Here is a 15,486-nt window from a genome sequence, read left to right as displayed (position 1 = left end):
TCCCTTTCCTCGTCGCTACGGCGGATCCTGCCGGGCGGCGATCCACGAGACGTCGGACGCGGGTCGAAAACCATGGCCCCGCAAGGCTTCCCGCTGCTGCGGCACCTCCTCGGCCGGTCCGGGGCCGCTGTGCTGGTCCTGCGCGTACAGCCGGACCAGCTCGGGCAGCCGGTACCGCGGCCCGGCTTCGTCGTGGCGGTGGCCGAGCTGGAGCAGCCCGGCGTCGTGGAGCCCGCCGAGCAACCGCAGGTCCGCCCGCGCGTCGTGGATCCGCAGGAACCGCACCGCGGAATGGGCGTCGAAGGTCTGCTCCTGGCGCAGCGCGAGCCACCGCAGCGCCGCCCGGTGCTGCTCGTCGAGCTGCCGGCAGGTCTCGTCCAGCTCGGTGCGCACGTCGTAGTGGCGGACGCGCAGCTCGCTCAGCGGCCACGGGTGGTCGGTGAGCTTGGTGACCAGCGCGGCCGGGGACTCGGAGGGTGCGGCGCGCAGCCGCGTGCCGACGGCCCGCACGGCCAGTGGCAGCCGCCCGAACAGCCGCACCAGCGCGGCGGCGGAGACGGGGTCCGCGGTCACGCGATCGTCCCCGACGCTCGCGGCGAGCAGCGACAGCGCGGCGTCGTACGGCAGCTCACCCAGCTCGATCGACAGCGCGCCGGGCAGTTCGGGCATGGGCAGCCTGCTGCTGATCAGCACGGCGCCACGCGGGCTGCCGGGCAGCAGCGGGCCGACCTGCGCGGCGGAGGCGACGTCGTCGAGGACGATGAGCACGCGCCGGTCGCTGACCAGGCTGCGGAACAGCCTGCTGCGCTCGTCGAGTGTCCCCGGCACGTGCTGTGGCCGGACTCCCAGCGCGCGCAGCATCTCCTCGAGCACCTGGGCGGGTTCCGCCGGCTCCGTACGACTGCCCCGCATGTCGACGAAGAACTGGCCGTCGGGGTAACGCGCCCGCAGCCGGTGGCCGGCGTGCACGAGGAAGGCGGTCTTGCCGCTGCCGATCGCGCCGGTCACCAGTGCGATCGGCACGGCCGTCGCGTCGTCGGGGGTATCACCGCCGAGCAGGGCCCCCAGCGCCGCGAGCTCCTCGCCCCGGCCGGTGAAGTCGCCGGTGTCCCTTGGCAGCTGGGCCGGCACCGCCGGCACGGCGGTCACCTCGACCGATTCCCGCGGTGGCACGGCGTCCAGCGACCGGTCGGCGTTGAGGATGGCGTGCTGGAGCTGCTGGAGTTCGGTGTTCGGGTCGATGCCCAGCTCCCGGTCCAGTGTTTCGCGCAGCCGCTGGTAGGTCTGCAGAGCTTCGTGCCGCCGGTGCGACCGGTACAGCGAGAGCATCAGTTTCGCGTGGAAACCCTCGTGCAGCGGGTGCTGGATGGTCAGCGACCGCAGTTCGCTGGCGAGCCTGCGGTGCCGGGCGAGCTGCAGATCGGCTTCGATGCGGCTTTCCAGCGTGCGCAGGCGTTCTTCCTCCAGGCGCGCGCTGTGCGCCTGGAGCAGCAGCCCGCGCTGCACGTCGGCCAGCGCGACGTCACGCCACAGCTCGAGCGCCTGGCGCAGGCGTTCGGCGGCCAGTTGCGGGTCGCCGGCCTCCAGCGCGAGGTTGCCCCGCTCCGCCAGCTGCGTGAACACGTGCAGGTCGAAGTCGACGGGGTCCAGTTCGATGGCGTATCCGGCCGGGCGTGTCACGATGCTGGCCAGCGGCCCGCTCCTGGCGGTTTCCACGGCGAAGATCTTGCGCAGCTGGTAGATGTAGGTTTGCAAGGTCGTGTGGCAGCTCGCCGGCGGGTCCGCATTCCACAGTTCATCGATGAGTGAATCCGTGTAAACGGACTTGTTGTAATTGAGTAATAATGCCGCGAGAACACTTCTCAATTTGGGCGCCTGAGGGGTGAGGGAATATATTTTCCCTTTTACCTCGAGTGGACCGAGAATGCGGAAATGCATGGATCATCCCCAGTGATCATAGCGTGTGAACTTCCCCCGTGAAACGGGCATTTCGCCGTCATTTTGGACGAAATGTCCGATCCGTCCGAAACGTTCGGATCGGGTGCATGGAGCGGGCGGTTCCCCAGTCGTCGCATGTGCTCCTCCAGCGTCGAGTCCCGGGCCGCTTCCGCCGGGCGGAGGCGGAATGAACGGCACCAGGGGCGCGTCGGCGAGGAACGCAATGTGAATCCCGCCCGTTCCGATCGTGAGATCGATGGTTTCTTACCCACATGTTGTCGTAAAGGTCCAAAAGGGTGACCCGGTGGTCGTCGACGCCGACGGATGCAGTTGGACACTCCTGGCAAGCGTTTCCGGGCGTGTCGCGCGGTTAGTGCCGGTGATCGACCGGGCTTCGAGTGGTCCTGGACTGCCGGGCCCGAGGCTGGCCCGCGCCAACGCCGAACACGTGAAGGAGTGCCGCCGATGTCCGCGATCGCTGGGTGGGTGCACCGGGACCGTGACCTGAGCCGGGAGGACGCGGTGCTGCGGTCCATGGTCGGAGCGATGGCCGCGCGCGGACCCGACGAGGAGGGGATCTGGCGTGGCGAGCACGCCCTGCTGGGGTTCCGGCGGCTCGTGGCCGGCACCTCGAACACCGGCGCGCAGCCGTTCGAGGTGCGCGCCGACGGCCGGCTGCTGGGCGCCGTGGTGTTCGACGGCGAGGTCTACAACGCCGACGAGCTGCGGGCCGACCTCGCCGGCCGCGGCCACCGGCTCACCGGCGGCGCCGTGGCGGAGCTGCTGTTCCACGCCTACCTGGAGTGGGGAAGCGGTTTCGTGACCCGGCTGGTGGGCATGTACGCGATCGCGCTGTGGGACGAGCGCGAGCAGCAGGCGATCCTGGTGCGTGACCGCGTCGGGCTCAAGCCCCTGTTCTACGCGGAGACCGAGGCGGGCGCGGTGTTCGCCTCCGAGCGCAAGGCGCTGCTGGTGCATCCGTGGCTGCGCGCGGCCGTCGACGCGGACGGGCTGCGTGAGCTGATGGCCTACGCCGGCACCCCCGGGCACGCCGTGTTCAAGGGGATGCGCGCGGTCAAACCGGCGTCGTTCGTCCGCATCGGCGCCACCGGGATCTCCGAGCACCAGTACTGGGCACCCGAAACGCGGGAGCACGAGGACGACATGGACGCCACCGTGGCCACCGTGCGCGCTCTGCTCGAGCAGACCATGAGCCTGCCCACCTTCGCCGTGCCCGACGTGCTGCTCTCCGGCGGGGTCGACTCCAGCACGCTGACCGCCTTCGTCTCGCGGGGGCGGCCCGAAGACGCCCCCGTCCGCACCTACACCGTCCGCTTCGGCGACGACCGCGAGGAGTTCCAGGCCAACGAGGTGTGGCACAGCCCCGACCTGCCCTACGTGCGGGAGATGGTGGACGCCTGCCACACCGACCACACCGAGATCGTGCTGCGCACCGCGGACCTGCTCGACCCGCTGGCGCGCACGGCGGTGCTGCGGGCCAAGGAGATCCCGAACCCGCTGGGCAACATGAACACCTCCTACTACCTGTTCCTGCGCGAAGTGGGGCGGCGGACGAGCAGTGTGCTGCAGGGCGACGGGGCGGACTCGTTCTTCGGCGGCATGGGCTGGGTGCACCACCCGGGGGTCGTGAAGTCGAAGAACCTGCCGTGGGTCGCGCTCGCCGCGCTCGACGCCGGCGCCCCGACCGCGGGGCTGGGCGGCGGCATGCTCAAGCCCGGCCTGCTGGACAAGCTCGACATCCCCGGCTACAGCGCGCAGCGGTACCGGGAGACGGTGAGCCAGGTGGAGCACCTGCCCGGCGAGTCCGGCACCGAGCGCGTGATGCGTGACCTGTTCATGATCCACCTGAAGAACTGGCTGGGCACCCTGCTGCCGCACGACGAGACGATCGCGATGTCGGCCGGGCTGGAGATGCGGCTGCCCTTCACCGACCACCGGCTGACCGAGTACGTCTACAACATCCCGTGGTCGATGAAGATCCGGGACAAGCGGGAGAAGGGGCTGCTGCGTGCCGCGGTGGCCGACCTGCTGCCGCAGTCCATCCTCGACCGGCAGAAGTCGCCGTACCCGGTGCCGCAGGACGCCGGGTACCCGGCCGCGCTGTGCGCCGAGCTCAGCCGGATGATCTCCCGGCCGGACACCGCGATCTCCGAGTTCGTCGACCTGGACGCCGTGCGGGAGACCGCGGCGAACCCGGCCGCGCTGTGGCCGGGCGACAAGGTGTCCGCGGGACAGGCGTGGGCCAAACGCAGTCACGTGGAGATGCTCCTGCAGCTCGACGAGTGGATCACCACCTACGGCGTGTCGGTCGAGGTCTGACCGGGATGCGGGTCCTCGTCACGACCTGGGCGTGGCCCTCGCACTGCTTCCCGCTGGTGCCGGTGGCCTGGGCGCTGGTCGCCGCCGGGCACGACGTGCGGGTGGCGGTGCAGCCCGGGGGAGCCGGGCTGCTGCGGCGCACCGGGCTCGTCGGCTGCGAGGTCGGCCGGGAGGTGGACTTCCCCGGCCTGTTCCGGCGGATGGCCGCGGGCCTGGCGGTCGACGGGCGGCGTGAGGCGCTCGCGGCACGGGCGGAGGTCACCGCGTCCGCGATGGACGGCCTGGTGGCGCTGGCCGGGCACTGGCGGCCGGACCTGGTGCTGTTCAGCCCGGCCGCGCAGGCCGGGCCGCTGCTGGCGGCCGTGCTCGGCGTGCCCGCCGTCCGGCACCTCCTCGGCCCGGATTTCGGTTACCGCGCAAGGGGTTCCGGCGCGAGCGCGGGGGAAGCGCTGTCCGGCGTGCTCGACCGGTACGGGCTCGGCGAAGTGGACCTGCTGGGGACGCTCACCCTCGACCCGTGCCCGGCCGCGCTGCGCGTACCCGCGGACTACCGGCGGCAGGCGGTGCGCTACGTCCCCTTCAACGGCAACGTGCTGGAACCGAGCTGGGTGCGGGAACCGGCGCCGCGGCCCCGGATCTGCGTGACCTGGGGCGGCACGGTGCCGCGGCTCGGCGAGGCCGCGGTAGGGGTGCCGCAGGTCGTCGACGCGTTGCGCGGGATCGCCGCGGAGGTGGTGGTCGGCGACGTCACCGGGGACGTCGCCCCTGGCGGCGCCGGAGTGCGGGTGGCGGACTCGCCGCCGTTGCAGCTCGTGTTGCCCGGCTGCGACCTGCTCGTGTCGCAGGGCGGGGCGGGCACCGTGCTGACCGCGCTGCACGCGGGCATCCCGCACCTCGTCGTGCCGCAGATCGCGGATCAGGGATTCAACGCGGAGCTGCTCACCCGCTCCGGTGCCGGACGCTGCCTGGCACCGGAGTCCTGCCACCCGGACGCGCTCCGGGAGGCGGCGGGGGAGCTGCTGACGCACGAGTCCTATCGGTCCGCGGCCGCCCGCCACGGCGCGGAGATGGCGGCGCAGCCGTCGCCGGCCGAGGTGGTCGGCGTCCTGGAGGAACTGACCGGATCCGGTTCGAGATGAGGAGTGGGAGATGCCCGAGTTCCGTCGGCGGATGCTGAAGTCGAAGATCCACCGCGCGGTGGTGACGGGATCCGACCTGAACTACGTCGGGTCGATCTCCATCGATCCCGCGCTGCTGCGCAAGGCCGACATCCGCGAGTTCGAGGAGGTCGTCGTCCTCGACATCGACAACGGCGCCCGCTTCACCACCTACGCGATCGTCGGCGAGCCGGGCGAGATCTGCCTCAACGGCGCCGCGGCGCGGCTGGTGCACCGCGGGGACAAGGTCATCATCCTGACCTTCGTGGACATCGCCGAGTCCGAAGTGGACGAGCTGGTGCCGAACATCGTCATCGTGGACGAGGAGAACACCCCCGTTGGCTGATGGGCCGTTGCGGATCGCCGTGCTCGGCTGCGCCGATATCGCCTGGCGCCGCATGCTGCCCGCCGTCGTGGCCACGCCGGGGATCCGGCTGGTCGCGGTCGCCGGCCGCGACCGGGCGCGGGCGGCGCGGTTCGCCGCGGAGTTCGGCGGCGAACCGGTCGAGGGGTATGAGCAGGTGCTCGCCCGGCCGGACGTGGAGGCGGTCTACGTGCCGCTCCCGCCCGGCCTGCACGCCGAGTGGGTCGGCGCGGCGCTGCGGGCCGGGAAGCACGTGCTCGCCGAGAAACCGCTGGCGACCACCGCGGCCGCCGCGGCGTCGCTGGTGGCGCTCGCCGGCCGCCGTGGCTTGGTGCTGCTGGAGAACTACATGTTCGTGCGGCACCCGCTGCACGCCGAGGTCCGGCGGCTGCTCGGCGACGGCGTGCTCGGCGAGCTGCGCGGGTTCACCGGCGTGTTCGGCGTGCCGCCGCGGCCGGACGGCGACATCCGGTACCGGCCGGCCCCGGCCGGGGGTGCGCTCACCGACCTCGGCGGCTATCCCGTGCGCGCGGCGCAGCTGTTCCTGGGGCCGGAACTGGACGTGGTGGCGGCCACCGCCCGGTACGACCTCCGGCGGGCCGTCGACCTCAGCGGCACCGCGTTGCTGGTCACCAGCGCCGGGGTCAGCGCGCAGCTGGCGTTCGGGCTGGAGTCGTCCTACCGCTGCGCGTACGAGCTGTGGGGCAGCCAGGGCCGGCTGGTCGTCGACCGCGCGTTCACCCCGCCGCCGGACCACGCACCCCGGATCCTGGTCGAACGGCGGGGGAGCACGACGGAGAAGGTGGTGGCGCCGCGCGACCAGTTCGCGGAGGTGCTGCGGGCCTTCGTGCTCGCGGTCCGCGAAGGGCGGGCCTGCGACCTGGGCGGTGGGGCGATCCTCCGGCAGGCGGCCCTGGTCGACCGGATCCGGGAGACGGCGGTCTGGGCCGGAATGTAGTTGCTGGCGTCAATCAACTACTTATATAGTTGATTCATGGATGCAACTACCGATCGCTTCTGGGACCTCTTCCAGGCCCTGTCGTTCATCCGCCAGCAGAGCCGCGCGCTCAGCCGGACCGAGACCGAGCTCGACGGGGTCTCCATCGGTCTCCTCTCCCTCGCGGCACAGCGGGCACACCTCCGCCCGTCGGAGGTTGCCGAGGAACTGCAGCTGCACCGGTCGATGGTGAGCCGCCACCTCCAGGCGCTCGAATCCGCCGGGGCGATCCGGCTGGTCGCCGACCCCGACGACGGCCGGTCCTGGCGGGTGGAGGTCCTGCCGGCGGGGTTCGCGCAGCTGCGGGAGTTCCGCGAAGCCATCGTCCGGATCTACGGCGAGCTGCTCGACGATTGGACGCCCGAGGACGTGGCGCGGCTGACGACGCTGCTCACCCGGCTCGGCGAGTCCATGGCCCGGCGGCCCCGCCCCCGCCGTCCCGCCCGGGTGCGGAGGGAGCGGTCATGAGCGAGCTCACCGGAACGGACCAGCGGACAGTGCCCCGCGCCATGCTGGCGCTGACCCTCGCCGGCGTGTGCTGTTCCGCGCTGCTGGCCGCACTGGACCAGACCGTGGTCGGCACGGCGTCGCTGAAGATCGTGCAGGACATCGGTGGTCAGGACGGGGTGCGGTACCTGCCCTGGATGACCACCGCCTACTTGCTGCTGTCCACCTCCACCAACCCCTTGTACGGCAAGGTTTCCGACCTCTACGGGCGCAAGCCCGCCTACTTTTTCGCGCTCACCTGCTTTCTGGTGGGCTCGGCGTTCGCCGGGCTGGCGGGCGGCATGGTCGAACTGATCGCCGCCCGGGCGGTGCAGGGGCTGGGCGCGGGCGGGCTGACCGTGTCGTTCATCGCGATCGTGGGAGACCTGGTGCCACCGCGCGAGCGCAGCCGGTACATGTCGCTGTTCGTGCTGATCTACGGCAGCTCCAGCGTGGTCGGCCCGCTCGTCGGCGGTTTCCTGGCCCAGTCCCACTCCTTCTTCGGTCTCACCACCAGCTGGCGCTGGGCCTTCTACGTCAACATGCCCTTCGGCGTGCTGGCGATGATCCTCGTCGGCGTGGCGTTCAAGGTCCCGCACCGGCGCCGCGAGCACCGGGTGGACTACCTGGGCGCGGCGTTGCTCGTCGGTGGCCTGAGCACCGGCCTGCTCGCGATCTCGTGGGGCGGCCAGAAGTACCCGTGGACCTCGCCGCTGATCCTGGGCCTGGTGACCGCCGCGGTCGTCCTGCTCGCCGCGTTCCTCCGGCAGGAGACCAGGGCCGCGGAGCCCATCGTGCCGCTGCGGCTGTTCACCGACCGGACCTTCGCGGTGGGCAACGTCGTGGTGTTCCTCGGCACCAACGGCCTGCTGATCGGGACGATCCTGTACGTGACGCTGTTCCTGCAGCTGGTCGGTGGCCTCGGGCCGACCGCGGCCGGGCTGTCGCTGATCCCGCTGTCGGCGGGCATGGTGGTGTCCTCGCTCGTCGTCGGCAGGCTGATCCCGCGGCTGGGCCGGTACCGGGTCTTCCTGCTGACCGGCACCGCACTGGCCACCACCGGGCTGCTGCTGTTGAGCACCCTCGACCGCGCCAGCACCTCCTGGTCCCTCGCGGCGCCGCTGGCCGTCGTGGGTCTGGGCATCGGCTCCACGATGACCGTGCTGTCCACGGCGATCCAGAACTCCGCGCCACCGGGGCAAATAGGGGTCGCCAGCTCGTCGGTGACGTTCTTCCAGTCCTTCAGCGGAACCGTCGGCACCGCGGTGTTCGGCGCGATCCTCACCGGGATCATGTCCGCGCAGCTCGGCGGCGCGTCCGGCGCCCACGTCGTCAACGGTGCCGCGCCCAACGTAGCGCTGTTGCACACGCTGCCACCCGCGCTCCAGGAGACCGTCCTGAACGCGTGTACGGCCGCGACGCGCGGAGTGTGCCTCGTCGCCGCGGCCGTCGCACTGGCGGCCTTCTGCCTGAGCTGGTTCGTCAAGGACAAACCGCTGGCGTCGCGGTCGCGCTGAGCGGGCCTTCCTCCGCTCCCACCGGGGTTCCAGCCATCTTCCAGCGGTGCCCTCCAGTGTGGACAGCATGTTTCGCGTTGTGCTTTGCCTGCGGATCCACGCGGGCCGGGAACAGGAATTCGAGCGGGTGTGGGCCGCCAACACCGCGGCGGTCGCCGACCACCCGGCGAACCTCGGCCAGTTCCTCGCGAGGAGCGCCGACAGCGAGTCCACCTACTACATCGGCAGTGACTGGGTCGACGAGCCCGGCTTCCGGGAGTTCGAGAACAGCCGGGAGCACGTCGAACACCGGCAGAAGCTCCACCCCTACCGGTCGCACGGGTCCATCCGCATGATGCGGGCCGTGCCGGGCCTGGTGGGCTGAGGAGGAAGGACAGGGATGACCGACAGCAAGCCGGACGCCGGCCGGGCCCGGATCCTGGGCATGATGCAGGGCTACCGGGACACCAGCCTGGTCAGGGCCGGGGTGGAGCTCGGGGTGTTCGACGGGCTCGCGGAGGCGGGCCTGGACCCGGAGGTGCTCGCCAAGCGACTGGACGTGGACGCGCGTGGGCTGACGATCCTGCTCAACGCGCTCGTCGCGACGGGTCTGATGGAACACGACAGCAGCGAGTACCGGCTCTCCCCGGCCGCCGCGCGGTACCTCGTCAGCGACCGCCCCGGCTACGTCGGGCACCTGACCCGGATCCTCGCCAGCGACTGGGAGTGGGACGCGCTGAAGCTGCTGCACGAGGCGGTTCGCCACGGGGGTGCCGTCGTGGACACCCACGCCGAAACGCCGAACTTCCGGTACTGGGAGGACTTCGCGAAGCACGCGACACTGGCGACCGGTCCCACCGCCGAGCTGGTCGCGGACCGGCTCGCCCCGTGGCTGTCCACAAGGGACTCCGTGGACGTACTGGACGTGGCGTGCGGGCACGGGATCTACGGCTTCACCCTGGCCCGCCGTGAGCCGCGCGCCAGGGTCCACGGGCTGGACTGGGACAACGTGGTGCCCATCGCCAGGCGCAACGCCGAGGAGATGGGGGTGGGCGAGCGCGTCGACTTCCTGATCGGCGACATGTTCACCACCGAGCTGGGCGGCCCCTACGACGTCGCGCTCATCACCAACGTCCTGCACCACTTCTCCCAGGAGGACGCGACCACGTTGCTCAAACGGGTCGGGGAGGCGACGAAGCCGGACGGCCGCGTGGTGGTCGTCGGGTTCACCGTCGGCGACCAGTCACCGGACCGGGATCCCGCGCCGCACCTGTTCTCCCTGCTGATGCTGACCTGGACGCGCGCCGGTGAGGTGCACAGTGAGCGCGTCTACCGGGAGATGTTCGCGCAGAGCGGTTTCACCAGGCCGGAGATCCACACCGTGCCGGGGACGCCGATGCGGGTGCTGATCGCCGAGCGCGCCTGAAGGGGAGGGGAACGCCAATGCACCGCAGCCTGATCGTCGCGCGCTTCGACCCGCGGGACTCCGAAGCGGTCGCCGAGATCTTCGCCGAGTCGGACCGCACCGAGCTGCCCCACCTGCTCGGTGCGTCGTCGCGGACGTTGTTCCGCTTCCACGGCCTGTACCTGCACCTGATCGAGGCCGAGCACGAGATCGGCCAGGGCGTCAACGAGATGCGCGAGCACCCGTTGTTCGCCGACATCGACAAGCGGCTCCGCGGGTACATCCGGCCCTACGCGCCGAACTGGAAGAGCCCGGCCGACGCGCTCGCGACCCCGTTCTACACCTGGGAGGGCTGAAAAATGCCGGAGGTTTCCTTGTCCCACGCGAAGGTGCGGAAGGTCTCGCTCGCCGAGATCACCCCGAACCGGCGCCGCGGCGGCGATCTGCGGGTCGTGCTCGGGCCGGCGACCGTCCAGGCGAGGTCGGGGTTCCTGGGGGTGCTCACCCTCGAACCGGGGGAGTACGTGTCCGAGCACTACCACCCGTACTCCGAGGAGTTCCTCTACGTCGTTTCCGGCGGCCTCGTCGTCCGGCTCGACGGGGAACCGCTGCGGCTGGACGCCACCGACGGGGTGCTGGTGCCCATCGGGGTCCGGCACCGCGTGGAGAACGACGGCCCGGTGACGGCGACCGCGGTGTTCCAGCTCGGCCCGCTGGCGCCCCGCCCCGAACTGGGCCACGTGGACACCGAACCGCTGCCGGACGACGGCGCGCGGTAACCGGCGAGGAGGGAAGATGCCCGGGCACACCGAGAACACGATCACCGTGGACGCTCCGCTGCAGCTGGTCTGGGACATGACCAACGACGTGGCGTCCTGGCCGGAGCTGTTCAGCGAGTACGCCGAGGTCGAGGTGCTGGACCGGCAAGGGCACACCGTCCGGTTCCGGCTCACGATGAAACCGGACGAGAACGGCAAGGTGTGGAGCTGGGTCTCCGAACGCACCGCCGATCCCGTCACCCGCACCGTGGACGCGCACCGGGTCGAGACGGGGCCCTTCGAGTACATGCGCATCCACTGGGACTACGAGGAGACCCCCGAGGGGGTGCGGATGCGCTGGGTGCAGGACTTCGCCATGAAACCGCAGGCGCCGGTGGACGACGCCGGGATGGCCGAACGGATCAACCGCAACACACCGGTGGAGATGGACCGCATCCGCAAGATCGTCGAAGCCGCCGCAGGCAACCACTGACTCCGAGGACGGGCAGCATGCAGCTCACGGGCAACGACAAGACGTATCTGGTGACCGGCGGCACGCGGGGCATCGGCCGGACGATGGTGCTGGAACTCGCCAGGGCCGGGGCGCGGGTGGTGACCTGCTACCGGCGCGACGCCGAGGCGGCTGCGACGCTGTCGCGCGAGCTGAAAGCGATCGGTGGCACGCACCACGTGACCCAGGCCGACGTCGGGCAGCCGGACGACATCGCCCGGCTCGTCGACGACGTGGCCGAGCGGTTCGGCCGGCTGGACGGCATCGTGAGCAACGCCGGGCAGATCACGCACACCCCGGTGGAGGACCTGTCGTTCGAACAGTGGTCGGAGGTCATCGCGACCAACCTGACGGGTCCGTTCCTGCTGGTGCAGCATTCCCTGCGGCTGATGGAGCGCGGGGCATCGATCGTGCTCGTCGGTTCGCGCGTCGCGCAGGCGGGACTGGCAGGGGCGACGGCGTACACCGCGTCCAAGGCGGGGCTGGCCGGGCTGACCCGCAGCCTGTGCAAGGAGCTCGGCCCGCGGGGCATCCGGGTCAACGTGCTGGCCCCCGGCGTGATCGAAACCGAGGCGACGGCCGGCATGGCGGCGGAGAAGCGCCACCGCTACGAGCAGATGGCCGCACTGCGGCGGCTCGGCAGCGCCGAGGAAGTGGCCCACACGGCCCTGTTCCTGCTCAGCGACCTGGCGGGCTTCATCACCGGCGAAACGATCAACGTCGACGGCGGCGTGTGATGGTGGGGACGAGCACCCGGGCAACTCGACGAGCCGCTCTTCGTCGGCGGAGGTGACGACACGGGGAGCGGGTTCGTTCACCGAAAATCCTGCGCCGCGACCACCCCCGTGAATCAGGCATCCGTGCGTTGGCCGGGCAACAGTTCCGCCGCTGAACTGATCTCGTTGTCCAGCTGTCGAAGCTCGCGAACGGTGTATATGCCGCGCAAGGTCGAATATAACCAGACCACCGCCGTCACCGCACTGGCGACGACGAGGAGAACCCGGGAGAACCCAGCCGTATCCGGCCATTGCCGCAGGACAAACGCTACGCACAACAACGGTGGTGGAGCGAGGAAAGCTCCCGACGCGACCACGATGCCCATCCGCGAGTCCAGGGTGAACCTCGACGATTTCGTGTGTTTCCGCGGAGTGAACTTCTTTCGCAGGTAGCCCTCCCAGCCCAAGACCGGTTCCTTGAGACGCGCGACGACCCGGGGCCGCAACTCGAGTTCGAAGTACGCGGCGATGCGGAAGAGCGCGATGACGTGGTCGCTGTAGCGGAACCATAGTACGCAAGAAAGGATGGCCAGTACCAGCAGTGCGGCGTCAAGCTTCGCCGAAGCCGTGACGCCGATGCCCATTCCGGCGATGTTGAGGGCGAAGATGGTGCTGGCGTTCGTCTGGTGGAAGATCAGTTCTGTCCTCAGGTTGTCGTACTCCGTCTTGTCGAAGTCGTTTGCGTCGCCCAATCCTGTCACTCCCTGGTGGTCAGCCGCCCGCCGAGCTCTTCCGGAACAGTCCGCACCTAGATCACCCCGCGAGCAGCGGCTGTTACACAAGGAGGAGGGCGAACCAGCTCACCGGTGCGGAGTCGTTACCGACCGGGCGGCGCGATCGTATTGGCCCCGTCTCGCCCGGCTCTGTGCTTTCCGCACGCGGTCGCCACGGCAAGCGCACGCCACCGCGTCCACGGGAGGTCGCGGTCGCCGGATCGCGGCGCGGCCGCCCGGGCGCCCTTTGGGGCAGTCCTGACCCCGGCCGATTGACGGCGTTCCACCCGGCGCCCATGCTGAATCCCGGCGCTCGTATGGCGATTCCTCCGTGGCCGGGTCGAAATTCTCATTGCCGAAGCGTTCGTTTCACGGCCGTACCGCAAGGAATGCCATGGGGCGGGGAGGAACGGCGGATGAGCAGCCGTGCCACGGGGAAAGTCGTCGACGAAACGGGTGGGGTCGCGGGCCTGACGGTCGTCGCGCAGGACACGTCTTCGGTTTTCTCCCAGGACCTCGCGCACGGGCAAACCGACGGAACCGGGGCGTTCGACCTGACCTATCCGGATTCCCATCCGGACGTGGTGCAGGAGTACGGGCCGCGGCGGATCCGCTTCCGGGTGCTCGATCAGGTGCACCGCCGGCTGGCGAGCAAAGAGGTGCTGGACGTCGCCGGCGTGCTCGCCGTCGAAACGTTCACGCTCGGGCGGCGCGACCACAGCGGCTGGCTGGTCACCCTGGGGGCCGGCGAGCCGAAACCGCCGGTGCGGGACGGGAACGCCGTCGGCGTCCTGGTCGACAACGTCGTGGCGTGGCAACGCGTCGCGAAAGTCTTCCGGGAGGCCGAGAAGTCCATCGAGTTCATGCAGCTCCTGTTCGACATCCCGCCGGAGCTGCACGCCGACACCGCGCTCGAGGACCCGGAGATGGTCCTGCAGTTCGACGACCCGCCGCCGACCGTCGCCCAGCCGCGCGGAGTGCGGGCCCAGGACGCCCGTCCGGAACGGCTGCTCCTGGACGCCGTCAACGCGCCACGGGCGGTCGACGTGCGCCTGCTGCTCAACCGCCCGCAGCTCGACGGCCACCTCGTCGGCGCTTCCCTGGTCATTCCCGGCCTCGGGCTGGTCATCGTCCTCATCGGCGGGCTGGCGCTGGCGCTCGGCAAGGGCACCTCGCTCAACGAAGTCAGGACCTACTTCGACGGCACGCTCCTGCCCAAGAAGAAGATCGAGGGGGCGACCACCTCGGTTTTCGGGCCCACCCACGCGAAACTCGCGATCGTCGACGGGCTCAAGGCGGTCAGCATCGCCTCGCCGTTCGACCAGGGGTACTACGGGGACGCCGAGCACGCCGTCGACGACCCGCGCCGCGGCAACAAGGACAACGTCCCGATCCACGACGTGAGTTTCGCGGTGAACGGCCCGGCGGTGCTCGACCTGCACAACACCTACCGGCTGCACTGGAACGCCGTCACCGACGAGGCCGACCACCTCGGGGAAATCAGCCCCCCGCCGCCGCAGACGGACCTCGACGGGCTTGACGCCGTCGCTTCGCTGCAGGTCGTCCGGACCCTCGGCTCCGGCCGGTTCACCGATCCCGCCGACGGCGAGAAGGGCGTGCTGGAGGCCTACCTCCGGGCGATCGCGAACGCCCAGGACTACATCTACCTGGAAAACCAGTACCTCACCAACGACGCCATCGGCAACGCGCTGCTGCAGGCACTTGTCGATCCGGCCCGGCCGAAGCTCAACGTCATCCTGATGATCAACATCGACCCGGACATCCCGTGCTACCCGCGGTGGCAGCGGAAGCTGGTCACGCGCATCCGGCAGGGCTTGATCGACGCCGGCCAGCCGGAGGCCCGGCGCCGCCGCTTCGGCGCGTTCACCCGCTGGACGCACGAGGCCGCGACAGCCGACCACCGCGCCCGGGTCGTGCCGAACTACCTGCACTCGAAGGTCGGCATCGTCGACGGCAAGTGGGCGACGCTGGGCTCGGCGAACCTGGACGGCGCGTCGCTGGACTACTTCCAGTTCCTGCACGCCCTGCACTTCGGCGACGTGCGCAACAGCGAGGCGAACTTCCTCATCCTCAACGGCATCGAAGGCGCGGCGGCGACGCCGGTCGTCGACGCCATGCGACGCCGGCTGTGGGCCGAGCACCTGGGCCTGGAAACCGCGGACGGGAGGCCCAACCCGCAGGACCCGCTGCTGGACACCCCGCCCGACGGCGGCTGGGTCGAACGCTGGCACACCCGCGCCGGCGAGAAGCTGAAGGCCCTCGGCGAGCACCCGGGCACCCCCGTCCGCATCCGCGTGCTGCCCTGGCCGTCGGCCGACGAGACGCTGAACTCACCCCGCGAGCACCTCGCCGAACTGCTGGGCAAGACGGTGTTCGACGACCTCGGGTTCGACCCGATCAGCGGAACCCGCCGGTTTTCCTTCAAGACCGGGCTGTTCCGCGACAAGGCGCCCGAAGTGGACGAAGTTCCCGAGGAGAGTGGAATATGACCGCTTCCGCGCAACACCGCTTCGGACCGGGCCGG

15 protein-coding genes are annotated in these 15,486 nt (G+C 70.5%); 13 read left to right on the top strand and 2 right to left on the bottom strand.

The window, feature by feature from the left end; all coding sequences use genetic code 11:
• Positions 1-15: 15 nt before the first annotated feature.
• Positions 16-1,938 carry an AfsR/SARP family transcriptional regulator gene (locus tag CF165_RS09780; RefSeq protein ID WP_093947104.1) on the bottom strand — a complete coding sequence of 641 codons (1,923 nt, stop codon included), beginning with the start codon at positions 1,936-1,938 and terminating at the stop codon, positions 16-18.
• 465 nt (positions 1,939-2,403) lie between these two features.
• Here CF165_RS09780 and asnB point away from each other — a divergent pair, with 465 nt between their 5' ends.
• The 12 genes from asnB to CF165_RS09720 all read left to right on the top strand — a co-directional run bounded on the left by asnB (position 2,404) and on the right by CF165_RS09720 (position 12,189).
• Positions 2,404-4,278, top strand: a complete 1,875-nt coding sequence (gene asnB, locus CF165_RS09775; protein ID WP_205660803.1) for an asparagine synthase (glutamine-hydrolyzing) — start codon at positions 2,404-2,406, stop codon at positions 4,276-4,278.
• Positions 4,279-4,283: 5 nt separating this feature from the next.
• Positions 4,284-5,417: a nucleotide disphospho-sugar-binding domain-containing protein gene (locus CF165_RS09770; protein WP_093947103.1), complete on the top strand. Its 1,134-nt coding sequence runs from the start codon at positions 4,284-4,286 to the stop codon at positions 5,415-5,417.
• A 10-nt stretch (positions 5,418-5,427) separates the two neighbouring features.
• Entirely contained in the window at positions 5,428-5,781 is a 354-nt protein-coding gene (panD, locus tag CF165_RS09765) for an aspartate 1-decarboxylase (protein WP_205660802.1), read from the top strand.
• Positions 5,774-6,757 carry a Gfo/Idh/MocA family protein gene (locus tag CF165_RS09760; RefSeq protein ID WP_093947102.1) on the top strand — a complete coding sequence of 328 codons (984 nt, stop codon included), beginning with the start codon at positions 5,774-5,776 and terminating at the stop codon, positions 6,755-6,757. The genes panD and CF165_RS09760 overlap by 8 nt, the downstream gene beginning before the upstream one ends.
• A gap of 36 nt (positions 6,758-6,793) precedes the next feature.
• Positions 6,794-7,264 (top strand): MarR family winged helix-turn-helix transcriptional regulator, encoded by a 471-nt coding sequence (locus CF165_RS09755; RefSeq protein WP_093947101.1) that lies wholly within the window; start codon positions 6,794-6,796, stop codon positions 7,262-7,264.
• Positions 7,261-8,799 (top strand): MFS transporter, encoded by a 1,539-nt coding sequence (locus CF165_RS09750; RefSeq protein ID WP_093947100.1) that lies wholly within the window; start codon positions 7,261-7,263, stop codon positions 8,797-8,799. The genes CF165_RS09755 and CF165_RS09750 overlap by 4 nt, the downstream gene beginning before the upstream one ends.
• A gap of 67 nt (positions 8,800-8,866) precedes the next feature.
• Positions 8,867-9,163 carry an antibiotic biosynthesis monooxygenase family protein gene (locus CF165_RS09745; RefSeq protein ID WP_093947099.1) on the top strand — a complete coding sequence of 99 codons (297 nt, stop codon included), beginning with the start codon at positions 8,867-8,869 and terminating at the stop codon, positions 9,161-9,163.
• Positions 9,164-9,178: 15 nt separating this feature from the next.
• Positions 9,179-10,204 (top strand): class I SAM-dependent methyltransferase, encoded by a 1,026-nt coding sequence (locus tag CF165_RS09740; protein ID WP_093947098.1) that lies wholly within the window; start codon positions 9,179-9,181, stop codon positions 10,202-10,204.
• A 17-nt stretch (positions 10,205-10,221) separates the two neighbouring features.
• Entirely contained in the window at positions 10,222-10,539 is a 318-nt protein-coding gene (locus CF165_RS09735) for a TcmI family type II polyketide cyclase (protein WP_093947097.1), read from the top strand.
• A gap of 3 nt (positions 10,540-10,542) precedes the next feature.
• On the top strand, positions 10,543-10,962 hold the full coding sequence (locus tag CF165_RS09730) for a cupin domain-containing protein (protein WP_093947096.1): 420 nt from the start codon (positions 10,543-10,545) through the stop codon (positions 10,960-10,962).
• Positions 10,963-10,978: 16 nt separating this feature from the next.
• Positions 10,979-11,434 carry an SRPBCC family protein gene (locus CF165_RS09725; RefSeq protein WP_093947095.1) on the top strand — a complete coding sequence of 152 codons (456 nt, stop codon included), beginning with the start codon at positions 10,979-10,981 and terminating at the stop codon, positions 11,432-11,434.
• Positions 11,435-11,451: 17 nt separating this feature from the next.
• Positions 11,452-12,189, top strand: coding sequence for an SDR family NAD(P)-dependent oxidoreductase (locus CF165_RS09720; protein WP_093947094.1), 738 nt, complete (start codon positions 11,452-11,454; stop codon positions 12,187-12,189).
• 113 nt (positions 12,190-12,302) lie between these two features.
• Here the strand turns inward: CF165_RS09720 and CF165_RS09715 are convergent, their stop codons facing one another.
• Positions 12,303-12,920, bottom strand: a complete 618-nt coding sequence (locus tag CF165_RS09715; protein WP_093947093.1) for a hypothetical protein — start codon at positions 12,918-12,920, stop codon at positions 12,303-12,305.
• A 437-nt stretch (positions 12,921-13,357) separates the two neighbouring features.
• Between CF165_RS09715 and CF165_RS09710 the strand changes: the two genes are divergently transcribed.
• On the top strand, positions 13,358-15,451 hold the full coding sequence (locus tag CF165_RS09710; RefSeq protein ID WP_143268516.1) for a phospholipase D-like domain-containing protein: 2,094 nt from the start codon (positions 13,358-13,360) through the stop codon (positions 15,449-15,451).
• Positions 15,452-15,486 lie beyond the last annotated feature (35 nt).

This window comes from Amycolatopsis vastitatis (assembly GCF_002234595.1).
Taxonomy (GTDB): Bacteria; Actinomycetota; Actinomycetes; order Mycobacteriales; family Pseudonocardiaceae; genus Amycolatopsis; species Amycolatopsis vastitatis.
Note: the sequence above shows the minus strand (reverse complement) of the source record. Positions and strands in the feature narration are given on the sequence as shown.